This window comes from Phaeobacter sp. HS011, assembly GCF_018101215.1.
Taxonomy (GTDB): domain Bacteria; phylum Pseudomonadota; class Alphaproteobacteria; order Rhodobacterales; family Rhodobacteraceae; genus Phaeobacter; species Phaeobacter inhibens.
The window spans coordinates 415,162-439,024 of the sequence record NZ_JAGEUF010000002.1 but is presented as its reverse complement, the minus strand read 5'-3'; the positions used below and the strand labels follow the sequence as shown (position 1 = coordinate 439,024).

Below are 23,863 nucleotides of genomic sequence, written 5' to 3'. Positions count from 1 at the left end.
AAAAGCAATTCATTTGAGGACCGTACCCATATGTCGCCTGTCATTGTGACCCGTGCCATTTCGACTGTTGGCCCGACGCTGAAGGCGGGGCTGTTTGCGCTTGCGCTTGGCGGCTTTGTACTCAGCGCACCGCATGGTGCCGCAGCGCAGGTAACCGCGTTTAAGCAAGCTGTTGCCGAGGCGGCCTCGGCCAGCGATCCGGTTGCACAGTTCTACCGCGAGACGGGGTACACCGCGATCTGGACCGGGAGCGATGATGCCGCCCGCGCCCGTCGCGCTGCATTGTTCCGCGCTCTGGGCGAGGCGCCAATGCACGGGCTTCCGGATCGGACATCGGAAATCAACACACTGATGGACGTCCTGCGCACGGTCCAGACCACGCGTGATCTGGGTCGGGCCGAGGTTGCAATGAGCCGGGCCTTGGTCGGCTATGCCAGTGATTTGCAAACCGGGCTCCTGCAGCCGCGCCAGATTGACGATGGCATTGTCCGTAAGAAGCATCAGCCTGATTTTGCCGCTTATCTGGCGGGTATTCGCGATCAGGCGCCGGTTGCTTATCTGCGTAGCCTCGCCCCGCAAAGCGCCCAATATCAGGCCTTGCTGCGTGAGAAGATGCGACTGGAAGCGCTGCAGCGGGCCGGTGGTTGGGGACCGCAGGTTGCCGCCAAGAAACTGGAGAGCGGAGACAGCGGTCCGGCGGTCATCGCGCTGCGCAATCGTCTTATCGCCATGGGCTATCTGCCGCGCAGTGCGGCGCGCCGCTATGATGGCGCGCTGGAGCGCGCAGTTCAGGCGTTTCAATCTGATCACGGCCTGACAGCTGACGGCGTTGCCGGTGGTGGTACTCTTGCGGAAATCAACAAACCTGTCTCGGCGCGGCTGAAATCAGTGCTGGTCGCAATGGAGCGTGAACGCTGGCTGACGCCTGAGCGCGGCACCCGCCATGTTCTGGTGAACCAGACCGACTTCACTGCCAAGATCATCGACAATGGTGAGGTGACCTTTGTGACCCGCTCGGTCATTGGCAAGGACAATGCCGACCGACGCTCGCCGGAGTTCTCCGATGAGATGGAGCATATGGTCATCAATCCCAGCTGGTATGTCCCACGCTCCATCGTGACCAAGGAATACCTGCCCAAGCTGCGCAACAATCCCAATGCGGTCGGCCATATCGAAATCACCGACAGCCGCGGTCGCAAGGTGAATCGCGCCACCGCTGATTTTTCCAAATATACCGCGCGGACCTTCCCCTTTGCGATGCGCCAGCCGCCGAGCCGCAAAAACGCGCTCGGGCTGGTGAAATTCATGTTCCCGAACAAATACAATATCTACCTGCATGACACGCCGCAGAAGAGCCTGTTCCAACGCGAAGTGCGCGCCTTCTCGCATGGCTGCATCCGCCTCGCGCAACCCTTTGAATTTGCCTATGCTTTGCTGGCTCGCCAGACCGAAAACCCCAAGGACTTCTTTCACCGCATTCTGAACAGCGGCAAAGAGACCAAGGTCGTGTTGGATCAGAAGGTGCCGGTTCATATCATCTATCGCACCGCCTTTGTGACGCCTAAGGGGCAGCCGGAGTACCGGCGCGACATCTATGGCCGTGACGCCAAGGTATGGGCCGCGCTGGAACGGGCAGGGGTGGTGTTGCCGGGCGTACAAGGGTAATCCTCGGGCCTAAAGGCAACAGACCGGAAGGGCCCGACATGTTTACAGTCCGCGAAATCGCCACCTCGCTTCAGGCAGAGGCTGATGGAGATCTGGATCTGACGGTCCTGCGTGCCGCTGAACCTCAGGATGCCGGGCCGGATGATCTGGCGATGGCGATGGCCCCCAAATATGCCGAGAGCCTGGACGAGGGCAGCGCCCGCGTGGGCCTTGTCTGGGAAGGTGCTGACTGGCAGGCCATGGGCCTGCAGGCGGCAATCTTTGCACCGCGCCCGCGCTTGGCCATGGGCGGCATCACCCGGCTGCTGGATCCCGGACAGGGATTTGGGTCGGGCGTTCACCCCAGTGCTGTTATCGACCCGGAGGCCGAACTGGGCGACGGCGTCTGTGTCGGCCCGCTGGCAGTGATCGCTGCTGGCGCGCGCATTGGCGCAGGCTCGGTGATCGGGCCGCAATGCTACATCGGTGCGGATGTGACCCTCGGCCGGGACGCCCAACTACGCGAAGGTGTCAGCATTGGCGCGCGCGCGACTATCGGCAACCGGTTTCGTGCCCAACCCGGTGCGCGGGTTGGCGGCGATGGGTTTTCCTATGTCACCCCTGAGGTGTCAGGCGTGGAAACCGCCCGCAAGACCATGGGTGATCAAGGCGAGACCAAAGCGCAAAGCTGGCTGCGCATCCATTCGCTGGGAGCCGTGGACATCGGCGATGATGTCGAGCTTGGCAGCAACTGTACCATCGACAACGGCACCATCCGCAACACGGTGATCGGCAGCGGCAGCAAGCTGGATAATCTTGTACATGTCGGCCACAACACCCGTGTCGGCAAGGATTGCCTGCTCTGCGGGCAGACCGGGATTTCCGGCTCGGTCGATATCGGCAATAACGTGGTTCTGGGCGGACAGACCGGCGTTGCCGACAATATCTTCATCGGCAATGGCGTGATCGCAGGGGGTGGCACCAAAATCCTGTCCAATGTACCAGCGGGTCGCGTGGTGATGGGATATCCGGCTGTCAAAATGGAGACACATACCGAGATGTATAAGGGGCAGCGACGCCTTGGCCGTCTGATGCGCGACATTGAAGCGCTGAAGAAGGCGGTTTTCAAATAACGGCGCAGCAACTACATCACGCAGAATACCATTGATCAGGGGTCCCTTATGAGCACACAGGACAAGGTCATCGCCATCATTGCCGAACAGGCTGTGCTGGAGCCATCGGATGTGACACTCGACAGCACGCTGGAGGATCTGGGGATCGACAGCCTCGGCCTCGTCGAGAGTATCTTCGCCATTGAGGAAGAGTTTGATATCACCATTCCTTTCAATGCCAATGAACCGGAAAAAAGCGATTTTGACATCTCCAACGTAGCGGCAATTATTGCGGGCATCGACAAGCTGATTTCAGAAAAATGACAATGCGGATTCGGCTTGGAGACGACAAATGAACCGGGTTGTCATCACCGGGATGGGGACGATCAACGCGCTTGGACACACTGTGTCCGAGACGATGACCTCAATGGCCGAGGGGCGCTGCGGTATTGGCGAACTTGAGTTTCAAGATGTTGATCGCCTATCCATCCGAATTGGGGGTCAGGTGCGCGGGTTTGAGGCGGAGGGTCGCTTTAACCGCCAGCAGATGAGCCTTTATGACCGGTTTACCCAGTTCACGTTGACAGCCGCCAAAGAGGCGATAGACCAATCCGGTCTGGAGTTTCATGGCGAGCTGTCGCAGAAATCCGGCGTGGTACTAGGCACGGCCGGCGGCGGCGTATCGACCTGGGACGACAACTATCGTTCGGTCTATGAGGCGGGGAAGAACCGTGTCCATCCCTTCGTCGTTCCAAAGTTGATGAACAACGCCGCAGCCAGTCATGTCTCCATGGAACACAATCTGAAGGGGCCAGGTTTCACGGTGTCCACCGCCTGTGCCTCCTCCAATCATGCGATGGCACAGGCGTTTCAGATGGTCCGCTCCGGGATGGCGCCGGTGATGATCACAGGCGGGTCGGAGTCGATGCTGTGCTTTGGCGGGGTGAAGGCCTGGGAGGGGTTGCGGGTAATGTCACGCGATGCCTGCCGTCCCTTCAGCGCCAATCGTAATGGGATGGTGCAGGGCGAAGGCGCCGGCGTGTTTGTCTTCGAAGACTACGAGCACGCCCGCGCCCGCGGTGCCGATATCATTTGCGAGGTCATTGGCTTTGCGATGTCATCGGATGCCGCCGATATCGTGATGCCCAGCAAACAAGGCGCAGCGCGGGCCATTGCTGGCGCCTTGCAGGATGCGAAGCTGAACCCGGAGGATGTCGGCTATGTCAACGCCCATGGCACCGGGACCGCCGCCAACGACAAAACCGAATGTGCCGCGGTGGCCGATGTCTTTGGCCCGCACGCTGATAATCTGATGATATCTTCCACCAAGTCCATGCACGGCCACCTGATTGGCGGCACAGGCGCGGTGGAGCTGCTGGCCTGCATCATGGCTCTGCGCGACGGAGTTGTGGCGCCCACCATCGGTTATGAGGAACCGGATCCCGAATGCGCGCTCGATGTGGTGCCGAATGAGGCGCGGCAGGCCGATGTGACTGTCGCCCTCAGCAATGCCTTTGCCTTCGGTGGGTTGAACGCGGTGCTGGCCCTGCGAAAGATCTGAGCGCGCAGCCGGATACCCGGAAGTAAAACATAAAAAAACCGCCGCGATCCGGGCCCGGATCGCGGCGGTTTTCAGTGTGGGCATTTGTGCCTGGTGACTTACTGTTTCACCACATCCACAACGTTATAGCCGGCAGTAAAGCCACTCAGCGACAGCTCCATATTGATCACCTGATCAGGGGCAGGTGCCGGGCGCAGGCTCAATGTGGCTTTCTTGCCTTTCTTGAAGGCTGAGATGTCGGTCTCGGTAAGGCCGATCTGCGCCACACAGCCCATCGGGTTGCAGAACGAGTAATTATACCGCTTGCCCGGTGCGCCATCAATGGAGATGGTCAGTGCTGCGGGCAGCAGCGTTTCCAGCGGAACAATGACCGTGGCGCCGGCAACTGCCTGGCTGCCTTCCTGATTGATCCGGAACATCGAAAACTCTGCCATCGGGTTCCCGGACGTATCGGTCATGATCTGCAGCAGTGAGCAGGGGTCGCTTTCTTCTTCGCTCTTGACGCAGGCCAGATCCCAGTCGCCGTGAGTTTCTTTGGAATAGCGCTGGCCCAGTTGCGGGCCGTCCTGCACGGGCTGGCCCAGATCCAAGACGTCATCGGCCTTCGGGGCCTCCGTCGTGGCCTCTGCGGCGGGCTGGCTCTCTTCGGTCTCGGCCGCCCCAGCGGTGTCCTGCGCCATCACGGGCAGCGGCAGCGCCATCAGCGCGGCCAGGGTCATCGGGGTCAGGGACTTGATCATGATTGCCTCATCTATCCTGTGTTATCGGCCCGATGTAGCATGCCCTAAACCCGGTGTCAGTCCCATAACCATCTCAGGCCCCAGCACTGGCGGGGAATTGATCGGATTGCACGTCAGAGATGGAAGCCGCTGGATTAAAACAAAAAAGGGAGCAAAAAATGCTCCCTTTTTCGTATTTTTTCTCCCCGTCGGACTGGCCGACTTAGTTATTGGGAGGACGTTACGAAAGGGTCGGCCATCGGTCAACATGCAAAGAGAAAAAAATGTCGCAGTTGAGGGATTAATTGACGCCTTCGCATAGCGCGCGCGCAATGGGCACGAAACACGCCTGACATACAGGGGGACAGCCACCAGAATGCCCAATAACGCGGCACAAAAAAAGGCCGTGCGCGAAGCACGGCCCAGTCTGACAGGGAGGAAATGTCCGCCGAACCAACCGCATGATGGTCGACGGGCAATTATCACTCTCGCATTCAAAGGTTAATTTTGTATTTTCATTTCACAGAAACCGCAGTGTGCGGGATGACAACAGCCGGGGGCAGATCATGCAGGACAAGTTATTTATCGGGGGCGGTGGTGAAATCTATGCGGATCCACAGGCGCTCACGCTCAAATACGCCAATCGTCATGGGTTGATCGCAGGCGCAACCGGCACCGGCAAGACCGTTACCCTGCAGATCCTGGCAGAGAGTTTTTCCAATGCGGGCGTTCCGGTGATCCTGTCAGATGTGAAGGGCGATCTTTCCGGGCTCGCGAAATCCGGCAGCGCCTCGCATAAGCTGCACGACGCCTTTACCAGCCGGGCCGACAAAATCGGATTTGGCGACTATAGCTACCATGCCTGTCCGGTCACCTTCTGGGATCTCTACGGCCAACAGGGCCATCCGGTACGCACCACTGTCGCCGAGATGGGGCCGCTGCTGCTTGCGCGATTGTTGGAGCTGAGCGAGGCACAGGAGGGCATTTTGAACATCGCGTTCCGTCTCGCGGATGAGGAGGGGCTGGCGCTGTTGGATCTAAAGGATCTACAGGCGCTGCTGGTCTGGGTGGGGGAAAACCGCGCACAGCTATCGCTGCGCTACGGCAATGTCTCTACCGCCTCAATCGGGGCAATCCAGCGCCGATTGCTAGTGTTGGAAAACCAGGGCGGCGCGCAGCTCTTTGGGGAACCTGCGCTGGACCTTGCCGATCTGATGCGCTGCACGGCGGATGGGCAGGGCATGGTCAATATCCTCGCCGCGGACAAGTTGATGGCTGCACCGGGACTATATGCAACATTCCTACTGTGGCTGCTCAGCGAGCTGTTCGAAGAACTGCCGGAGGTGGGCGACCCTGACAAACCGAAGTTGGTCTTTTTCTTCGACGAGGCGCATCTGCTGTTTGATGATGCCCCCAAGGCGCTCATAGACAAGGTGGAACAGGTGGCGCGTCTGATCCGTTCCAAAGGGGTCGGGATCTATTTTATCACCCAGAACCCGGCTGACGTGCCGGAAGACATCCTTGGCCAGCTTGGCAACCGCATCCAGCACGCACTGCGAGCGTTCACCGCGCGCGACCGCAGGAACCTGCGCATGGCGGCGGAGACCTATCGAGAGAACCCGCGGTTTTCGACTGAAGAGGCCATCCGCGAGGTTGGCGTTGGCGAGGCGGTCACCTCTATGCTGCAAAAGAAGGGCATCCCCGGTGTTGTAGAACGTACGCTGATCCGCCCGCCCAGTTCCCAACTGGGACCAATCACCGCCGCCGAGCGTGCGGCGTTCTTGCAGACCTCGGATATGGCGGGAAAATACGATCAGGCCCAGGACCGACGCTCCGCTTATGAGATTCTGGCGGAACGCGCTGCCAAAGCCGCTGCTGAGGCTGAGGTCGCAGAGGAAGCGGCCGAAATCGCGCCGGAACCCATGGCGCGAGAGTATAACGCCGGGCGACGCTATTCAGGCAGCCGGGTCAGCCGGTCGTCATCGCGGCGAATGAAACCGCGCGACAGCTTTGCCTCCGCCATGTCCGAAGCGGTGATCAAGGAGCTGAAGGGCACAACCGGACGTCGGCTTGTCCGTGGAATTCTCGGGGGGCTGTTCAAGGGGCGCTAAGCCTCTCGCCCGATAGCCGGACCAAAAGAAAACGCCGCCCGGGATACCCACGGGCGGCGTTTCGATTTTTATGGGCCCGGTTATCAGACCGGTAGCGCATCTCCGAATTTAGCGTTCCGGGATCAGGCCACGGGGGCTGAAGCGTAACACCAGCAACAGGATCAGACCCATGGTCAGCAAACGCATATGCGACGCACTTTCCAACAGATGAACCTTGAGCGCGTTGGTGTCCGCCATGCCTGCGGTCAGCGTTTCGATCAGCAGAATGCCCATCGGCTCCACCTTGATCCACAGGAACCAGATCAGCAAACCACCCAGCACCGCGCCAAAGTTGTTGCCGGACCCGCCGACAATCACCATCACCCAGATCAAAAAGGTGAAGCGCAAGGGATTATAGGTGCCCGGTGTCAGCTGGCTGTCCAGCGTGGTCATCATCGCCCCGGCTATGCCACAGATCGCAGAGCCAAGGATAAAGATCTGCAGATGGCGGCGGGTCACATCCTTGCCCATCGCCTCGGCAGCCACCTCATTGTCACGGATTGCACGCATCATACGGCCCCAGGGGCTTTTCAATGCCATCTGCGCCATCCACAGCAGCGCCAGCAACACAACAGTGAACAACAGCGAATAGCCCAGTTTCACATAGAGCGTGGAAGCCAAAACCGGGTCCAGACCATAGTCCGCAGCCTTGGCGACAAACGCGGCATCGTTCTGCAGATCAACCTCATAGGGCAGGGGCCGGGGCAGGCCGACGACGTTCTTCACGCCGCGCGACAACCAGTCCTCATTCTTCAGAACCGAGATGATGATCTCGGCAATGCCAAGCGTCGCAATCGCCAGATAATCCGACCGCAGACCCAGCGCCGTTTTGCCGATCAGCCAGGCAACACCTGCCGCCAGCAGACCGCCTGCGGGCCAGGCCAGCAGCACCGGCAGGCCAAGCCCGCCAAGGTTGCCTTCAAGTGCGGGGTTGATCGCCTCGACGCCGGCCACCGCCGGGTCAAAAATCGCCCGGTACACCACGAAACCCAGGATCAGCACCGCCAGCAGCACCGCAATACGCAGCTTTCCGGCAGGCATCATCCGCATGGTTGCAACGGCCGCAACCAGCGTCATCGCCCCCATGGACAAGGCCATGATGATCCCGACACCGCCCTGGCTCCACGCACCCGGTGTTGGCGTGGTGGAGACCAGTACGACGGCCAGACCTCCCAAAGCGACAAAGCCCATGATGCCGACGTTGAACAAACCGGCAAAGCCCCATTGCAGATTAACGCCAATCGCCATGATGGCCGACACCAATCCCATATTCAGGATTACCAGAGCCGAGTTCCAGGACCCGGAGAAGAAGAGGAAATTGGTGCTGCCTTCAAGCAGGATCAGCACGCCAACAAACAGAAACAGCAGGGATGTTTTGACTGTCTCGCTCATACCACTTTTCCTTTGAAAAGGCCCGTGGGCTTGAACAGAAGCACGACCACAAGGATCGCAAAGGACACGGCGAATTTGTAATCCGTGCTCAGAAGCTGGACGAGGCCATCCGGTTTCATCGTTTCAGGCACAACATAGGTCAGCACCTTTTTCCACGCATAGGTGATCGTCACCTCGGAGAATGCGATGATGAAGCCACCCGCAATGGCACCCACCGGGCTACCCAGACCGCCAACGATAGCGGCGGCAAAGATCGGCAGCAACAGCTGGAAATAGGTGAAGGGTTTGAAAGATTTGTCCAAGCCATAAAGCACACCGGCAATGGTCGCGAGGGTCGCAACGATCAACCAAGTATACATCACCACCCGCTCCGGGTTGATGCCCGAGAGCAGCGCCAGATCTTCGTTGTCTGAATAGGCGCGCATGGATTTGCCGGTGCGGGTCTTGTTCAGGAACCAGAACAGCAGTGCCACAACCACAACCGCAGTGATCACGGTGATACCCTGCGTGGTCTTGATCGCCAGACCTTCACGCAGGCCGGTCAACGCCTTGAAATCCCGCGCAGAAATGATGAACCTTTCGCCGTCAGAAAACCGCTGGTCACCCGGCCCGATGATAAATCGAACAAGGCCGTTCATCATAAACATCACCCCAAGCGAGACCATGACAAAAATCACCGGCTTGGCCTTTTGCGCGCGGTAGAAACGATAAACGGTACGATCCGTAATCAGCATCAACAGCATACAGCCCGCGATACCGATAGGCAGCGCCAGCAGAGCAGTCGGTAGGGGGCCAAAGCTGATGCCCATCGACTGGAACCACCAGGTCACGAGAATGGTGATCATGGTGCCAAAGGCCATGGTGTCGCCATGGGCAAAGTTCGAAAACCGCAGCACCGAATAAATCAGCGTCACCCCCAGCGCACCAAGCGCCAGTTGACTGCCATAAGCGATTGCCGGAACCCCGACAAAATTGGTAAGCGCCACAAGGGCGTTGAGGAAGTCCATCTCTTAGCCCCCCAAGAAGGATTTGCGTACTTCGGGATCTGCGAGCAGTTCCTGACCGGTGCCGGTATAGGCATTGCGCCCCTGTACCAGCACATAGCCTTTGTCCGCGATCTCAAGCGCTTGTTTGGCGTTCTGTTCGACCATCAGGATCGGCAGCCCGGTGCGGGCGACCTCGATAATGCGGTCGAACAACTCATCCATCACGATGGGCGAGACACCGGCGGTCGGCTCATCCAGCATCAGGACCTTCGGTTTGGTCATCAGCGCGCGGCCTACGGCCACCTGTTGGCGCTGGCCCCCGGACAACTCACCGGCCGGCTGGTTGCGTTTCTCACGCAGGATCGGGAACAGCTCATAGACCTGCTCCATCGTGTCGGAGAAATCATCCGTGCGGATGAAGGCGCCCATCTCAAGGTTTTCCTCCACCGTCATTGAGGTGAAGATATTGCTGGTCTGGGGTACAAATCCCATGCCCTTCACCACCCGGTCCTGCGGAGTAAGCTGGGTGATATCCTCACCGTCCAGGCGCACAGCACCAGAGCGGACATCCAGCATGCCAAAGACAGCTTTCATCGCGGTGGATTTGCCGGCACCGTTGGGACCGACGATCACCGCAATCTCACCCTTGTCGACGGCAATCGTACAATCGTGCAGAATGTCCGGACCCTTGCCGTAGCCGCCGGTCATGGTGTCGCCAATCAGGAACGGTCCGCCATCGGCCTTCGTCGTCGGGCCGCTTTTGTTATGCGCTGGTTGCATCGTCCCAGCTCCATGCGCGTTGGTGATCGAGGCGTCGCGATTGCCGTGATCATTCTGGTAGGGGTTATCGCTCATGCGCCCGCCTCCAGTTTGTCTTTGTTTTTCAGACCGGTGCCGAGGTAGGCTTCGATCACCTGTTCATTGGCCTTGATCTCGCCCAATGTGCCCTGTGCCAGTTTCTTGCCTTCGGCCATACAGATGACCGGATCGCAGAGGCGGCCGATGAACTCCATGTCATGTTCGATAACAACGAAGGTATAGCCGCGCTCCTCGTTGAGGCGCTTGATCGCGTCGGCGATCGTATACAGCAACGTGCGGTTCACGCCGGCGCCGACCTCATCCAGAAACACGATCTTGGCGTCGACCATCATGGTCCGGCCCAGCTCCAGCAGCTTCTTCTGGCCACCAGAAACCTGTCCGGCCTTCAGATCGGCGATATGGCTGATGGTCAGGAACTCCAGCACCTCATCCGCCTTGGCCCGCAGGGCGCGTTCCTCGTCGGCGATACGTTTGCGGCCAAACCAGGTGTTCCACAGGCTTTCGCCCGATTGGGCACCCGGAACCATCATCAGGTTTTCGCGGCAAGTCATCGACGCAAATTCATGCGCAATCTGGAACGTCCGCAGCAGCCCCTTGTGGAACAGCTCATGCGGCGGCAGGCCGGTGATATCTTCACCATCCATGGTCACCCGCCCGGAGGTGGGCGGCAGAACGCCAGCAATTACATTGAAAAGAGTGGTCTTTCCGGCGCCGTTTGGCCCGATCAAACCGGTTATGGAGCCCTTAGCGATTTCTAGCGATGCGCCATCAACCGCGTGGAACCCGCCGAAGTGCTTGTGCAAGTCCTCGACGACGATCATGTCATTTCATCCCCCACCGTCTTTTTGACGGCTTTTGAATTTGGAACAGCCCGGGCAGAACCCGGGCTGATCATCTTGGTTTGATCCGGTGTTAAGGGATCAGCGGAATTTCACGGTGGCGTTGGCGCCGTCCTTGACTTCGATCTCACGGTAGGAGCCTGCGCTCTCACCGGGGCCGATCAGCTCCACGCCGGTGGCACCTTCATAGTCGATGTCGCCGCCGTTCGCGAGGATCTCAAGCGCCTTGCCCAGTTCACCGGGGTTGATTTTCTCACCCGGTGCGTTCGCCACTTCAAGGATCTTGGAGCCATAGTCGGCCGGATCCTTGGAGTTCGCGGCCTGCATGGCCAGCATGAATAGCGCCGCCGCGTCATAGCTCTCCGGCGAATAGGCGGAGGTGCCGTCAAAACCGGCGGCTTTTGCCAGCTCAGCATAGATGGCAGCGCCTTCGCTGTCGGAGCCTGCGATCTGGCCGAAGGAGCCGTCAAGATCCGAACCGATGTTCTTGGGCAGGGAGTCACCGATCATGCCGCCGGGCAGACCGAAGGTGTCATACGCGCCGGAGTCGAGCGAGGCCTGAATGATGCCCAGACCGCCCTGATCCAGGTAGCCGGCCACAACCAGAATATCGCCGCCGGCGGACGCCAGCGCTGCAACTTCTGCGGAGTAGTCGCCTTTGCCGTCTTCATGCGCGGTCACGATGGTGACTTCGCCGCCAACTTCCTCAAAGGACGATTTGATCGCGTCGGCCAGACCCTTACCATAGTCGTTGTTGGTATAGGTCAGTGCGATGGAGTTGATGCCACGCTCTTTCAGCACTTCTGCCATAACCTGACCTTCACGGGCATCAGACGGCGATGTGCGGAAGAACAGGTCATTGTCTTCCATCGAGGACAGACCAGGCGAGGTGGCGGAGGGAGAGATCATCACCATGCCATTCGGAATCGCAACGTTCTGCAGAATTGCGCCGGTCACACCCGAGCAGTCACCGCCGACAATTCCGTTCACGCCGTCAGCGACCAGTTTTTCGCCGTTGGCCGTGGACAGACCATTGTCGATGCAACCCGTGTCCGCGCGCACAGAAACCACAGTGGCTGCGTCAAGCAGCTTGCCGGATTTGGTTACTTCTTCCATCGCCAGTTCGGCGCCCGCACCCATGGCAGGAGCCAGCGATTCAATCGGGCCGGTAAAGCCGAGAAGCACGCCCAGTTTCACTTCCTTGGCGTGGCCACCTGCAAATGCGGTGCCAGCAGTCAGGGCAGCGGCGGCTGTGGCCATCATCAGTTTTTTCATTTTTGAAACTCCCATTTGTTGGAACTTATTTGTTCAAATCGGACCCTAGGCAAGCACGCCAAAAAAGAAAAGGCCTCTAGCGCCAACACTCGACAGGTTTTTTGGTGTGTTCGGTGACAATAGAATGTTCACAGCCACATACGCAGAAGAGCGGTTGCGCAGCTCCACCAGAGAGATGATCAGCCAACTTTCATTGACGTCGCAAGTGCCGACGCCAGCGTCGTTTTCCGTTCTGAGGCCCGCTGAAATTGGGTCAGATGCAAAACCGTGCTAGTCTTTGTTAAGGTGCCCTTTACCAGAGCAACAAGGGCGCATGGCCGATGGTTTGAACGAGAGGCGACTGCAGATGACAAGACCCGCTATTCGAATAATCCAAATCTGTCATTCATGTATATATCCCGGTCGGTCTTCGGCGGCTGCACTGAAGCGCTCCCCCATCCCGCTTGCCGGGCGCAGGTTGTCCGCTCGCAAGGACAGCGTCGTGTCGTGGCTTGCCAAGTTCACCTCTGGCGCGGCACTGCTACTGACGCTCGCGACAGGGGCATCAGCGGAGGCGCTGACCAGCAGTCAGGGCGCGCTGCGCATCGAGAAAATGGCGCAGGGGCTGGATATTCCATGGGGCTTCGACTTTCTCCCCGATGGTTCGGTGCTGATCTCAGAGCGGGCCGGCAATCTCCTCCTCCTGCGCGACGGCCGCCTGACGCGGATCAAGGGAACGCCGAAGGTGAGCGATCAGGGGCAGGGTGGTTTGCTTGATGTGATGGTACCCAGAACCTTCGCCAAAACCCGGCGGATATACCTAACCTATGCAAAACGGGTTGGACGCGGTTCTGCAACTGCCGTCGCCACCGGCCAACTGGCCCGGCGCAACACTCAATTGCAGGGGCTGCGGGATATCTTTGTTGCCGCGCCAGCCGTCAGCAGCGGCCGCCATTTTGGATCGCGACTGGCCGAGGGGCCCGATGGCCATATCTATGTCACGCTTGGGGATCGCGGTGACCGCCAATCAGCGCAGGTTTTGGCATCGCATCAGGGCAGCATTCTGCGGCTAACGCCCGAAGGCTCCGCACCGCGCAGCAATCCCCTGACCAAACGCCGCGGCGCCCAGCCCGAGATCTGGTCTTATGGGCACCGCAATCCGCAGGGGTTGACCTTTGCCGCCGATGGCAGCCTTTGGTCGGTCGAACACGGCGCCCGTGGCGGAGATGAGGTCAACCGCATCGAAAAGGGAGCCAACTATGGCTGGCCGATCATCTCTTACGGGCGGCATTATTCCGGGCTGACAATTGGCGAAGGCACCGAAAAACCGGGCCTGAAACAGCCCCAGTACTATTGGGATCCCTCGATCGCGCCCTCTAATCTGCTCGTCTACTCAGGCAAGATGTGGCCCGACTGGCGTGGCGACATCTTCGTCGGTTCGCTCAAATTCGACTACATCGCGCGCCTGTCCGGCTCCCCGCTGAAAGAAGTGGAGCAAGTCAAAGGCGAGCAAACCGGCCGTATCCGCGACCTGCGCGAGGCCCCGGATGGCAGTATCTGGTTTGCCTCGGAAACCGATGGCGCAATTTACCGACTGTCACGCTGATAGGCGCCGCCTTAGGTGTATTGGTGGATCACACCGCAGGCGGTGCCGACTTGCTGCCCCGCTCACGGTATGGCGTGGTGTCATAGTGGGCGCGATAGCATTTTGAGAAATGCGACGGCGACGCGAACCCACAGGCAAGTGCCACGTTGATCACGCTCATATCGGTCTGCATCAACAGGTTACGTGCCTTCTGCAACCGCAGTTCCATGTAGTACCGCTTTGGCGAGCGATTCAGGTAGCGGCGGAACAGCCGCTCAAGCTGACGGGTCGACATGCCCACGTTCTGCGCCAGGATCGATGGGCTGATCGGCTCTTCGATATTGGCCTCCATCATCTGAATCACCATGGAGAGTTTGGGGTGCCGCACGCCGATCCGCGTTGGAATCGACAGGCGCTGAGTGTCCTGGTCGGTGCGAATCGACGAATAGATCAGCTGGTCTGCAACGGAATTGGCGATATCCTCCCCATGATCGCTGGCGATCAGCTTCAGCATCAGGTCAATGGAGGAGGTCCCGCCCGCCGTCGACATCCGGTTGCCATCGATAACAAACACCGACTTGGTAAGCTCAACCTCGTCGAATTCCTCATTGAAACTATCAGCGTTTTCCCAGTGAATCGTCGCCCGTTTGCCATCCAGCAATCCCGCGCGCGCCAGCGAATAGGAGGCGGTGCACAAGCCCCCGATCTTCAGCCCCTTGCGGGCCTCGCGGCGCAGCCAGGACAGAAGCTTTTTTGTGGTGGCGTCCTGCACCGAAATGCCGGAACACAACAGAATTGTGTCATCGCGCTGCAACTCCACCAGATCATCATCAACCTGAAAGGATGTTCCTGCCGAACAACTCACCGTGCGGCCACCCTCAGCAAGCAATGTCCAGGTGTACACCTCGCGCCCCATCATCCGGTTCGCAATCCGCAGGCATTCCAGCGCAGAGGCAAACGACAGCATGGAAAAACTATCCAGCAAAACAAAGGCATAACGTCGAATTTGGGGGCCAGTGGCCGGGCTTGTCGTGGGCTTGCTTTGCGTCCGCATGGCCAGCGTCCTTATTCAAAATCTCTGTTTTTCGCAAAGCCGGATTTTGCGAAATTCGGGCACCGTGTTCACAGCTTCGCGGTGTCGTCAAGACTTTGCAAATCTAAACTGGTCAGCGCGGGTGCGATTTCGTATAGATGTCCCTCGTTAACCTAAGACCTCTTATGCGGAGACACAGCTATGAGTGAGTGGCAAAAATCGACCTGGCGCCAGAAACCGCGGGTGCAAATGCCAGATTATACCAACGCCGACACGCTGTCGGCTGTTGAGGCTCAGCTGTCCAAGTATCCGCCATTGGTATTTGCAGGTGAAGCGCGTCGGTTGAAACAGCACCTCGGTGCTGCGGGCCGGGGTGAGGCATTTCTGCTGCAGGGCGGCGACTGCGCCGAGAGCTTTGACCAGTTCAGCGCCGACGCCATCCGCGATACCTTCAAGGTGATGCTGCAGATGGCGATGGTGCTGACCTATGGTGCCAAGGTGCCGGTGATCAAGGTGGGTCGCATGGCGGGCCAGTTCGCTAAACCGCGTAGCGCACCAACCGAAACCGTGAACGGTGTGGAGCTGCCCAGCTACCGCGGGGATATCATCAACGATCTGGCCTTCACCGAAACATCGCGTGTGCCCGATCCGCAGCGTATGCTGCAAGCCTACACCCAGGCGGCAGCAACTGTGAACCTGATCCGGGCGTTTTCGACCGGCGGCTATGCCGATGTGAATCAGGTCCATGCTTGGACCCTGGGTTTCACCGAGGGTGAGAAGGCAGAAAGCTACCGTGAAATGGCGAATCGGATCACCGACACGCTCGACTTCATGAAAGCTGCCGGCATCAACAACGACACAGCGCATACGTTGCAGTCGGTGGAATTCTACACCAGCCACGAAGGTCTGTTGCTGGAATATGAAGAGGCGCTGACCCGTCTGGACTCCACCTCCGGCAAATGGCTGGCTGGCTCCGGCCATATGCTTTGGATCGGCGATCGTACCCGTCAGCCCGACGGCGCACATGTCGAATTCTGCCGTGGCGTTCAAAACCCGATTGGTCTGAAATGTGGCCCGACCACCACCGCCGAAGATTTGAAGGTGCTGATGGCCAAGCTGAACCCCGAAAACGAAGAGGGGCGTCTGACCCTGATCGCGCGGTTCGGTGCAGGCAAGGCCGGTGAACACCTGCCGCGCTTGATCAAGGCGGTTCAGGACGAAGGCGCCAAGGTGACCTGGGTCTGCGATCCGATGCACGGCAACACCATCAAATCCTCCTCCGGCTATAAAACCCGGCCGTTTGAAAGCGTGCTGCGTGAGGTCCGTGACTTCTTTGCGATCCACACCGCAGAGGGCACGATCCCGGGCGGCGTTCATTTCGAGATGACCGGTCAGGATGTCACCGAATGTACCGGTGGCGTGCGTGCGGTTACAGACGAGGATCTGAGCGACCGCTATCACACGGCCTGCGATCCGCGCCTGAACGCCAGCCAATCGCTGGAGCTGGCCTTCCTCGTGGCAGAAGAAGTGTCGCAGCTGCGTGCCCGCACCTCTGAGCGCCAGGTTGGCTGATCCTGTTTCTGGCGATATCCAACGACGGGGATCGCCAGTCGAAAACGACCAACCCTCATCCCGGATCGGGGTGAGGGTTTTTTATTTTCAACCACTTACCTGACGCTCCTCATGTCGCTCCAAGCCGTTGGGTGACATCCATGCAAACACGGGAGGACTACAGTTCAGGCCGCAAAAAACGGGAAACGCCCCGGACCTTCTGTCGCGGGGCGCTTGCTTTCTAGCTATGTCCAGTAGCGCGAAAGTAACTCGGAATATTATGGTATTGAGAAGGCCGTATTTCAGTCCTTGCTGACAATCAGACGCAGGTGGCTGCCGCGTTTCTTGGATTTTTCCTCAGCCTGCTCCGCCGCAGGGGCTGCCGGTGTCTCATTCGACATCTGGCGGCTGCGCTCAATCAGGGCACGGGCCTCGGTCATGACAGTAGGTTCGCGCTCAAACCGCGCCTGTGTTTCAGCAAAACCGGGGTTGGGCGTGTTGACGTCCTTCGCCGCAGGTACCGGGGCCGCAGGTTTCACCGGTGCGGCCTGATCTGCTGCGCGCGGCTTCGCCTTGAAGGGCGCATCGCCGGTCGGGCTGACCTGACGGATCTGTGTTTCAGTCACCGAGAACCGCTGCGAGGTTCCAGTTGGATTGCCTTCGGAGATGAAGACCCCAAGCGCCCGACTGACATCTCCCAGATCGCTGCGCAAAGGCAGCAGCAACATACGCGCCTCGCGGGCACCGCGCAGGCGGTTGTTCTCGGTCTGCAAGGTCAGCTCGATAATGGCAGGCGTGTCGAACATCGTCTCCAGCGCCGCGCTGACCTGTTTGCGGGCCGCCGGGGTGAAAAACGCAGTGATTGGCATCCCGCGCACTTCCATACCGGCCATTTCGTTAACCCGCTGGCCAGCGAGACGAAAACGGGCGATGCCGGGAGCGATCCGCTCCAGAATGAAGGTTTGAGGAAGGATGTTTTCCAGCCCACGCGGATCGATCTGCGAGCGGCTGGGGATATCGTCGCCACGGCGCAGAGCGGTCCAGTAAGCCTCCGCCTGTCGCATGGGCGACAGTGATCCCGCTGCGCGGAAGCGATCCATTGCCACAACCTTGGTTTGACCTTCGGTCTGATTGTTATCTTTGCGGCCGCCAAAAAACATCGCTGTCATCCTCGCTGGATCCGGCTGGGTCATGCGTCAAGCTAAAGTTGGTTGCCTAACGATTAATGCCGAATTGGTTATCCTGAAGTTAACATGCCACAATCTTATTCAATTTTGGACTATTTCTTTAATCAATGGTTAACACTTTAGGATAGGTCCCCGCGCTTATGGACTTGTCCGCTGGCCGTTTGTAAACCTGTGGCGAGGCGAAACAGCGCCTTGGGCGCCCGGGGAGGCAGCAGACAATGACCATCTATTCAATGACCGGCTTCGCCGCAGGGCAGGGCAGCACCGGGGCGCATAGCTGGTCGTGCGAATTGCGCTCCGTGAATGCCAAGGGGCTAGACCTGCGCTTGCGCATCCCTGACTGGCTGGACGGGCTCGAAACCAGCCTGCGCGGGCAATTAAGCAAGGCTTTGTCGCGCGGTAATGTCTCCATGACACTGAGGATCAGCCGCAGCGAGGAGGCCGCTGCCGCCCTTCAGATCAACCAACCAGCACTGGCAACGCTGCTGACAGCCGTTGCCGAGGTAGAACGACAGGCCGCCGCCGCAGGGGTCACATTGGCACAGACCTCTGCCGCAGATCTTCTGGCACAACGGGGCGTGCTGGAGCAGGCCAGCGGCAGCGATGATCCTGCCCCCATCGTGGCGGCTCTCAGCACTGATTTTGCCACAATCCTGTCCGACTTTGTTAACATGCGCGCCACTGAAGGGGCCGCGTTGAAAACTGTTCTGATGGACCAACTGGATCAGATCAGCACGCTGCGCAACGAGGCAGCACAACGCGCCGTGGCCCGCAAGGCCGAGGTTGCCACAACCCTGCGCAGCAATCTGGCGCGGGTGCTGGAGAACAGCGACGGCGTGGACGAAACGCGGCTGGCACAGGAACTGGCCCTGCTGGCGGTCAAAGCGGATGTCACCGAGGAGCTGGATCGGCTGACCGCCCATGTCGCGGCTGCGCGTGAACTGCTGACCAAGGGCGGCGCCGTCGGGCGCAAGCTGGATTTCCTGATGCAGGAATTCAACCGCGAGGCCAATACGCTCTGCTCCAAGGCGCAAAACAGTGACCTGACGGCGGTCGGGCTTGAGCTGAAAGCGGTCATCGACCAAATGCGCGAGCAAGTCCAGAACATCGAATAACGAACCAGAATAATAACGCATTAAGACAAAGGAGAGCACGCCATGGCAGATCGGCGCGGCCTGTTGATTATCCTTTCTTCGCCCTCAGGGGCCGGGAAATCCACATTGGCGAAACGGCTGCGGTCCTGGGATCCCAGCATTGAATTTTCCGTCTCGGCCACCACGCGCAATCCGCGTCCCGGTGAAACCGACGGGCAGGACTATCACTTCATCACCACTGATGCCTTCAAGACCGCCGTGAGCGAAGGCAACATGCTGGAGCACGCTCATGTGTTTGGCAATTTCTATGGCTCACCCAAGGGGCCGGTGAAGGCGGCGATTGATGGCGGGCGTGACGTGCTGTTTGATATCGACTGGCAGGGTGCGCAGCAGATCCGCAACTCAGACCTGGGTCAGCACACGCTGTCGATCTTCCTGCTGCCGCCCTCGATCGGAGAGTTGCGCCGCCGACTGGAGGGCCGCGCGCAGGATGATGCCGCGACCATCACCCGCCGGATGGAGAAAAGCTGGGACGAAATCAGCCACTGGGGCAGCTATGATCACGTGCTGATCAACGATGATCTGGATGCCACCGAGCTACAGCTGAAGACCATTATCACCGCCACCCGTCTGCGCCGCATACAGCAGCCGCATCTGGTCGACCATGTGCGCGGCCTGCAAAGCGAATTTGAGGATCTGTCATGACCATCTATGCCCTGGGCGACAAAACACCCGAACTCCACGCCGACACATGGGTCGCGCCGGACGCCAATCTGATCGGCCTTGTGGTGTTGGAGGAGGGGGCCTCGGTCTGGTTCGGCAGCACCATCCGCGCAGATCACGAGGAGATCCGTATCGGACGCGGTTCTAACGTGCAGGAGAACTGCGTCATGCATATTGACGCAGGCTACCCCCTGACCATTGGCGAGAACTGCACAATCGGCCACAAGGTGATGCTGCATGGCTGCACCATCGGCGACAATTCCCTGATTGGGATGGGGGCAACCGTCCTCAACGGGGCAAAGATCGGCAAGAACTGCCTGATCGGTGCGGGCGCCCTGATCACAGAGAATAAAGAAATCCCCGATAATTCTCTGGTCATGGGCGCACCCGGCAAAATCGTCCGCGATGTGGACGAGGCCCTGGTGCAATCCCTGCGCCAAAGCGCCGAGCACTACCAGGAAAACATGCGTCGTTTTCGCGACGAACTGACAGAGGTCTGACACGTGAGAAATTCCAAAGGGTCGCTGATGCGGCCAGATCCCTTGCCCTTCAGCGCGAGCCATCCGGTTGTGACGCCACTCAGCCCGTCGGTGGTCTATGCCAGCGAAACGCCGGATGCGCTTGACGACCAATACGAAGGGCGGGTGCACGGCTATACCTACTCCCGCGAAGGCCATCCCAACGCCGATGTCGTCGCCAAGCGGCTCGATGCGATGGAAGGGATGCCCGGTGGGGTCGTGACCGGGTCCGGTATGGCGGCGGTTTCTGCCGTTCTGCTGGGCCTGCTGAAAACAGGCGATCATGTGATTGGTGGCAATCAGCTCTATGGGCGGTCTATGCGCCTGATGGCCGAGGATCTGCCGCGTCTGGGCATCGAAACCACTCTGGCGGATCCCGGTAATGTGGCCGCAGTGGAGGCCGCAATCCGCCCCGAAACCAAGATGATCCTGGTCGAGGCGGTATCAAACCCGACTCTGGCCGTGGCCGATATCGACGGGTTGGCACAGCTCTGCAAGGACCGCGATATCCTTTTGGTGGTCGACAATACCTTCACTACGCCGCGGGGCTTTCAACCTTTTGATCATGGCGCCGATATCGTCATCCATTCGATCACCAAACTGCTGGCGGGGCATTCCGATGTGATGCTCGGCTATGTCGTGGCCAAGGATCCTGAGATCAACACCCGTCTCAGCGTCTATGTGGTCACCACCGGCATGACGCCCAGCCCGTTTGACTGCTGGCTTGCGGAGCGTGGCATGTTGTCATTTGAGCTGCGGTTTGAACGCGCGCAGGCCACGGCGGTGACGCTCGCCGACCATCTGGCAGGGCTGCCCGGGGTCAAGCGGGTGATTTACCCGACCCGCAAGGATCATCCCGATCACGAGCGCGCCATGGCGCTGTTGGACGGGAAAGGCTGCAATATGGTCAGCTTTGAGCTTGAGGGCGGGCGCGCTGCGGCCAATGCCTTTACCCGTGGGGCCGATGGGCTGAACTTTGCCCCGACCCTTGGCGATGTGGGCACGACGCTGTCGCATCCGGCCTCATCCTCACACCGCGCCCTCAGCACAGAGGATCGCGCCAAACTGGGGCTGAGCGAAGGGTTCTTCCGCGTCTCGGTCGGGCTTGAGGATCCGGAAACACTCTGCGCTGTCTTCACCGAAGCGGTCGCGGCTGCCACGTCATAGTTACAATCGGTTTGTAACACGACCGGCACAGCAACAAGGCGAGGGGCAGATGACACAGGATTTAATCGACGGTTTCATGGAAGCCATCCCCTTGCCAGCGGTGCTGGTCGATCAAAGCGAAAGGTTCATCGCCGCAAATGCGGCGGCGACCACACTGCTGGGTGCCAATCTGGTCGGACGTCATTTTGCCACCATCCTGCGCCAGCCCAATGTGGCCACGGCGATCGAAAGCTGTCTCTATGAACGCAGCGCCAAAACCGCCCGTCACCTGTCCAACGACGGCGCACAGGACACCACGTTCGAGGTCGCCTTGCGCTATATTCCCGGCATTGGTGCGGTAAATGGCGGAGCGGCGCTGATCAGTCTCACGGATATCACTGACCGCGAGCAGGCCAGCCAGATGCGACGTGATTTCGTCGCCAATGTCAGCCATGAACTGCGCACGCCGCTGACCGCGCTGATGGGGTTCATCGAAACGCTGCGTGGCCCGGCGCGTGACGATGCCCCGGCACGCGACAGGTTTCTCACAATCATGCAGGGCGAGGCAAATCGGATGAACCGCTTGGTCGGGGATCTCTTGTCGCTGAACCGGGTCGAGAGCGAAGAGCGGGTGCGCCCGCGCGAGCAGCTCGACTTGGGCGCGCATCTGGCCTCAACATTGAAATCACTGGAACCGGTGGCGGAGGCTGCAGATGTGCAGCTTATTCTGGAAATACCAGAGGAGCCGACGCTGGTCACCGGGGATCCGGATCAGCTGCAGCAGGTGTTCACGAACCTTGTTGAGAACGCCATCAAATATGGCGGCGATCAGGTGACCCTGCGCCTCAGAACACGCGACCGCGACCCTGCCGTCCGCGCCGCCGCCGTCCGGGTTGAGGTGATCGACAATGGCGCCGGGATCGACCCGGTGCATTTGCCCCGGCTCACGGAACGGTTCTACCGCGTCGACACGCACAGATCGCGTGAGCAGGGCGGCACCGGGCTGGGGCTGGCGATCGTCAAACATATCATCAACCGCCATCGCGGCCGGATGCGGGTGGAAAGCTCCGCTGCGACGGGCACGGTGTTCACCGTGATCCTTCCGCGCTGACACGACGGTGAGGCGTTGGCGCACTGTATGTGACAATAAACTGCGCGCCCACCGCGAAATTCGTCGCGAAAAGTTAAGAAAACCCACCGCCGCCCGACCGATTTGTCACAAAAAACGGGGCAACAACCGGGTTTGTCATACAGCTGTTACATAGCCGTCACAAAAGGCACATGCATCGCCCTTAGGTGAGGGCGCAAGATCATCACGGGATGATCCTGAAAATTGACACCCAAGGAGACACAGATGTCCTTTGTGAAACTCACCGCTTCCGCCCTGGCCATTTCGGCTGTTTCTGCCACTGCTGCGGCAGCGCGCGATCAGGTTCAGGTTGCCGGTTCCTCGACCGTTCTGCCCTATGCCTCCATCGTGGCCGAAGCCTTTGGCGAGAACTTCGACTTCCCGACACCGGTCGTTGAATCCGGTGGGTCCTCTGCCGGTCTGAAGCGGTTCTGTGAAGGTGTGGGCGAAAACACCATCGACGTGGCCAACGCATCGCGCCGCATCAAGGACAAGGAAATCAAGGCCTGCGCAGAAAACGGCGTGACCGACATCATCGAAGTTCAGATCGGTTATGACGGCATCGTGTTTGCCAATGACATCAAGGGCAACGCCTTTGAATACACGCCGACCGACTGGTTCCTGGCCCTGTCCGACGAGATCCTGGTTGATGGCAAAATGGTCGCCAACCCCAACAAAACCTGGGCCGATGTGAACAGCGCCTTCCCGGCGCAAGACATTCAGGCCTTCATCCCCGGCACCAAGCACGGCACCCGCGAAGTGTTCGAAGACAAGGTGATCCTGGCAGGCTGCGAAGCCACCGGCGCCTTCGAGCATCTGCTGGCCCACGCCGAAGGTGACAGCGACAAAGCCAAGAAGAAAGCCGCAGAGAAAGCCTGTATCTCCCTGCGTACAGACGGCAAGTCGGTCGACATCGACGGCGACTACACCGAAACCCTGGCCCGCATCGAGAGCAACAAGGACGGCATCGGCGTCTTTGGTCTGGCGTTCTACGAGAACAACACAGACAAGCTGCAGGTTGCCACCATGTCCGGCATTGTACCCACCACCGAGAGCATTGCCGAAGGTGAATATCCGGTATCGCGCCCGCTGTTCTTCTACGTGAAGAAAGCCCACATCGGCGTGATCCCCGGCCTGAAAGAATACGCTGAATTCTTCGTCGCAGACGAAGTAGCCGGCCCCGATGGCCCGCTGGCAGAGTATGGTCTGGTTGCCGATCCTGAGCTGACCAAGACTCAGGCTGTGGTCTCCGAAGAAGAGGTCATCGGCGGCAACTCCTGATCGCCCGGCCAGAATGACACTGCGGGCCGGGGCATTTGATATTGCCCCGGCCCAATTCATGACCACCACAAGACACCCCTTTGCAATCCGGCGTGGTCGGCTCTTGCAGAACCGGATTTTCCGTCTCACTCAAACGGAGT

The 23,863-nt window shown here is 59.4% G+C and carries 21 protein-coding genes; 13 read left to right on the top strand and 8 right to left on the bottom strand.

The window, feature by feature from the left end; translation table 11 throughout:
• Nucleotides 1–30 precede the first annotated feature (30 nt).
• The 4 genes from J4721_RS05580 to J4721_RS05565 are packed head-to-tail and all read left to right on the top strand — an operon-like array spanning nt 31 to nt 4,317.
• Nucleotides 31–1,665 carry a murein L,D-transpeptidase gene (locus J4721_RS05580; RefSeq protein WP_102858554.1) on the top strand — a complete coding sequence of 545 codons (1,635 nt, stop codon included), beginning with the start codon at nt 31–33 and terminating at the stop codon, nt 1,663–1,665.
• Nucleotides 1,666–1,703: 38 nt separating this feature from the next.
• A complete protein-coding gene (gene lpxD / locus J4721_RS05575) occupies nt 1,704–2,777 on the top strand; it encodes a UDP-3-O-(3-hydroxymyristoyl)glucosamine N-acyltransferase (protein ID WP_211002252.1) in 1,074 nt (357 codons plus the stop codon).
• A 48-nt stretch (nt 2,778–2,825) separates the two neighbouring features.
• The gene (locus J4721_RS05570) at nt 2,826–3,080 is read left to right on the top strand and encodes an acyl carrier protein (protein ID WP_014874705.1); all 255 of its coding nucleotides are present in this window, start codon (nt 2,826–2,828) and stop codon (nt 3,078–3,080) included.
• A gap of 28 nt (nt 3,081–3,108) precedes the next feature.
• Nucleotides 3,109–4,317, top strand: coding sequence for a beta-ketoacyl synthase (locus tag J4721_RS05565; protein ID WP_211002251.1), 1,209 nt, complete (start codon nt 3,109–3,111; stop codon nt 4,315–4,317).
• A gap of 98 nt (nt 4,318–4,415) precedes the next feature.
• Here the strand turns inward: J4721_RS05565 and J4721_RS05560 are convergent, their stop codons facing one another.
• Nucleotides 4,416–5,057, bottom strand: coding sequence for an invasion associated locus B family protein (locus tag J4721_RS05560; protein WP_211002250.1), 642 nt, complete (start codon nt 5,055–5,057; stop codon nt 4,416–4,418).
• 545 nt (nt 5,058–5,602) lie between these two features.
• Between J4721_RS05560 and J4721_RS05555 the strand changes: the two genes are divergently transcribed.
• The gene (locus J4721_RS05555; RefSeq protein ID WP_211002249.1) at nt 5,603–7,147 is read left to right on the top strand and encodes a helicase HerA-like domain-containing protein; all 1,545 of its coding nucleotides are present in this window, start codon (nt 5,603–5,605) and stop codon (nt 7,145–7,147) included.
• A 108-nt stretch (nt 7,148–7,255) separates the two neighbouring features.
• Here the strand turns inward: J4721_RS05555 and J4721_RS05550 are convergent, their stop codons facing one another.
• From J4721_RS05550 to J4721_RS05530, 5 genes are all read right to left on the bottom strand, one after another.
• Nucleotides 7,256–8,578, bottom strand: coding sequence for a branched-chain amino acid ABC transporter permease (locus tag J4721_RS05550; protein WP_102874293.1), 1,323 nt, complete (start codon nt 8,576–8,578; stop codon nt 7,256–7,258).
• Nucleotides 8,575–9,585 (bottom strand): branched-chain amino acid ABC transporter permease, encoded by a 1,011-nt coding sequence (locus tag J4721_RS05545; protein WP_040169148.1) that lies wholly within the window; start codon nt 9,583–9,585, stop codon nt 8,575–8,577. Before J4721_RS05545 ends, J4721_RS05550 begins: the two co-directional genes overlap by 4 nt.
• Nucleotides 9,586–9,588: 3 nt before the next feature.
• A complete protein-coding gene (locus tag J4721_RS05540; RefSeq protein WP_014874699.1) occupies nt 9,589–10,419 on the bottom strand; it encodes an ABC transporter ATP-binding protein in 831 nt (276 codons plus the stop codon).
• Nucleotides 10,416–11,204 carry an ABC transporter ATP-binding protein gene (locus J4721_RS05535; RefSeq protein ID WP_014874698.1) on the bottom strand — a complete coding sequence of 263 codons (789 nt, stop codon included), beginning with the start codon at nt 11,202–11,204 and terminating at the stop codon, nt 10,416–10,418. Before J4721_RS05535 ends, J4721_RS05540 begins: the two co-directional genes overlap by 4 nt.
• Before the next feature lie 99 nt (nt 11,205–11,303).
• Nucleotides 11,304–12,497 (bottom strand): ABC transporter substrate-binding protein, encoded by a 1,194-nt coding sequence (locus J4721_RS05530; RefSeq protein ID WP_014874697.1) that lies wholly within the window; start codon nt 12,495–12,497, stop codon nt 11,304–11,306.
• Nucleotides 12,498–12,978: 481 nt separating this feature from the next.
• On the opposite strand from J4721_RS05530, the gene J4721_RS05525 reads away from it, so the two are divergent.
• On the top strand, nt 12,979–14,082 hold the full coding sequence (locus tag J4721_RS05525; RefSeq protein WP_211002248.1) for a PQQ-dependent sugar dehydrogenase: 1,104 nt from the start codon (nt 12,979–12,981) through the stop codon (nt 14,080–14,082).
• A 28-nt stretch (nt 14,083–14,110) separates the two neighbouring features.
• On the opposite strand, the gene J4721_RS05520 is transcribed toward J4721_RS05525, so the two are convergent.
• The gene (locus J4721_RS05520) at nt 14,111–15,115 is read right to left on the bottom strand and encodes a GlxA family transcriptional regulator (RefSeq protein WP_014874695.1); all 1,005 of its coding nucleotides are present in this window, start codon (nt 15,113–15,115) and stop codon (nt 14,111–14,113) included.
• Between the two features lie 180 nt (nt 15,116–15,295).
• Between J4721_RS05520 and J4721_RS05515 the strand changes: the two genes are divergently transcribed.
• Complete coding sequence (locus tag J4721_RS05515; RefSeq protein WP_211002247.1) at nt 15,296–16,666, top strand: class II 3-deoxy-7-phosphoheptulonate synthase; 1,371 nt, start codon at nt 15,296–15,298, stop codon at nt 16,664–16,666.
• Nucleotides 16,667–16,947: 281 nt separating this feature from the next.
• Here the strand turns inward: J4721_RS05515 and J4721_RS05510 are convergent, their stop codons facing one another.
• Nucleotides 16,948–17,805, bottom strand: a complete 858-nt coding sequence (locus J4721_RS05510) for a PAS domain-containing protein (protein ID WP_027247308.1) — start codon at nt 17,803–17,805, stop codon at nt 16,948–16,950.
• Nucleotides 17,806–18,050: 245 nt separating this feature from the next.
• On the opposite strand from J4721_RS05510, the gene J4721_RS05505 reads away from it, so the two are divergent.
• The 6 genes from J4721_RS05505 (at nt 18,051) to J4721_RS05480 (ending at nt 23,723) form a co-directional block, all read left to right on the top strand.
• Nucleotides 18,051–18,947: a YicC/YloC family endoribonuclease gene (locus tag J4721_RS05505; RefSeq protein ID WP_211002246.1), complete on the top strand. Its 897-nt coding sequence runs from the start codon at nt 18,051–18,053 to the stop codon at nt 18,945–18,947.
• 42 nt (nt 18,948–18,989) lie between these two features.
• On the top strand, nt 18,990–19,631 hold the full coding sequence (gene gmk / locus J4721_RS05500; protein WP_014874691.1) for a guanylate kinase: 642 nt from the start codon (nt 18,990–18,992) through the stop codon (nt 19,629–19,631).
• Nucleotides 19,628–20,149: a gamma carbonic anhydrase family protein gene (locus J4721_RS05495; RefSeq protein ID WP_014874690.1), complete on the top strand. Its 522-nt coding sequence runs from the start codon at nt 19,628–19,630 to the stop codon at nt 20,147–20,149. The genes gmk and J4721_RS05495 overlap by 4 nt, the downstream gene beginning before the upstream one ends.
• Nucleotides 20,150–20,176: 27 nt before the next feature.
• On the top strand, nt 20,177–21,334 hold the full coding sequence (locus J4721_RS05490; RefSeq protein WP_102915052.1) for a PLP-dependent aspartate aminotransferase family protein: 1,158 nt from the start codon (nt 20,177–20,179) through the stop codon (nt 21,332–21,334).
• A gap of 49 nt (nt 21,335–21,383) precedes the next feature.
• Nucleotides 21,384–22,424, top strand: coding sequence for a cell wall metabolism sensor histidine kinase WalK (locus tag J4721_RS05485; RefSeq protein WP_102876650.1), 1,041 nt, complete (start codon nt 21,384–21,386; stop codon nt 22,422–22,424).
• A 243-nt stretch (nt 22,425–22,667) separates the two neighbouring features.
• Nucleotides 22,668–23,723 carry a substrate-binding domain-containing protein gene (locus J4721_RS05480; protein WP_027247312.1) on the top strand — a complete coding sequence of 352 codons (1,056 nt, stop codon included), beginning with the start codon at nt 22,668–22,670 and terminating at the stop codon, nt 23,721–23,723.
• Nucleotides 23,724–23,863 lie beyond the last annotated feature (140 nt).

Bases quoted from the DNA above. Each gene is read 5' to 3' on its own strand.
- J4721_RS05580 (WP_102858554.1), top strand. From the start codon at position 31: ATGTCGCCTGTCATTGTGACCCGTGCCATTTCGACTGTTGGCCCGACG.
- lpxD (WP_211002252.1), top strand. From the start codon at position 1,704: ATGTTTACAGTCCGCGAAATCGCCACCTCGCTTCAGGCAGAGGCTGAT.
- J4721_RS05570 (WP_014874705.1), top strand. From the start codon at position 2,826: ATGAGCACACAGGACAAGGTCATCGCCATCATTGCCGAACAGGCTGTG.
- J4721_RS05565 (WP_211002251.1), top strand. From the start codon at position 3,109: ATGAACCGGGTTGTCATCACCGGGATGGGGACGATCAACGCGCTTGGA.
- J4721_RS05560 (WP_211002250.1), bottom strand. From the start codon at position 5,057: ATGATCAAGTCCCTGACCCCGATGACCCTGGCCGCGCTGATGGCGCTG.
- J4721_RS05555 (WP_211002249.1), top strand. From the start codon at position 5,603: ATGCAGGACAAGTTATTTATCGGGGGCGGTGGTGAAATCTATGCGGAT.
- J4721_RS05550 (WP_102874293.1), bottom strand. From the start codon at position 8,578: ATGAGCGAGACAGTCAAAACATCCCTGCTGTTTCTGTTTGTTGGCGTG.
- J4721_RS05545 (WP_040169148.1), bottom strand. From the start codon at position 9,585: ATGGACTTCCTCAACGCCCTTGTGGCGCTTACCAATTTTGTCGGGGTT.
- J4721_RS05540 (WP_014874699.1), bottom strand. From the start codon at position 10,419: ATGAGCGATAACCCCTACCAGAATGATCACGGCAATCGCGACGCCTCG.
- J4721_RS05535 (WP_014874698.1), bottom strand. From the start codon at position 11,204: ATGATCGTCGTCGAGGACTTGCACAAGCACTTCGGCGGGTTCCACGCG.
- J4721_RS05530 (WP_014874697.1), bottom strand. From the start codon at position 12,497: ATGAAAAAACTGATGATGGCCACAGCCGCCGCTGCCCTGACTGCTGGC.
- J4721_RS05520 (WP_014874695.1), bottom strand. From the start codon at position 15,115: ATGCGGACGCAAAGCAAGCCCACGACAAGCCCGGCCACTGGCCCCCAA.
- J4721_RS05515 (WP_211002247.1), top strand. From the start codon at position 15,296: ATGAGTGAGTGGCAAAAATCGACCTGGCGCCAGAAACCGCGGGTGCAA.
- J4721_RS05510 (WP_027247308.1), bottom strand. From the start codon at position 17,805: ATGTTTTTTGGCGGCCGCAAAGATAACAATCAGACCGAAGGTCAAACC.
- J4721_RS05505 (WP_211002246.1), top strand. From the start codon at position 18,051: ATGACCATCTATTCAATGACCGGCTTCGCCGCAGGGCAGGGCAGCACC.
- gmk (WP_014874691.1), top strand. From the start codon at position 18,990: ATGGCAGATCGGCGCGGCCTGTTGATTATCCTTTCTTCGCCCTCAGGG.
- J4721_RS05495 (WP_014874690.1), top strand. From the start codon at position 19,628: ATGACCATCTATGCCCTGGGCGACAAAACACCCGAACTCCACGCCGAC.
- J4721_RS05490 (WP_102915052.1), top strand. From the start codon at position 20,177: ATGCGGCCAGATCCCTTGCCCTTCAGCGCGAGCCATCCGGTTGTGACG.
- J4721_RS05485 (WP_102876650.1), top strand. From the start codon at position 21,384: ATGACACAGGATTTAATCGACGGTTTCATGGAAGCCATCCCCTTGCCA.
- J4721_RS05480 (WP_027247312.1), top strand. From the start codon at position 22,668: ATGTCCTTTGTGAAACTCACCGCTTCCGCCCTGGCCATTTCGGCTGTT.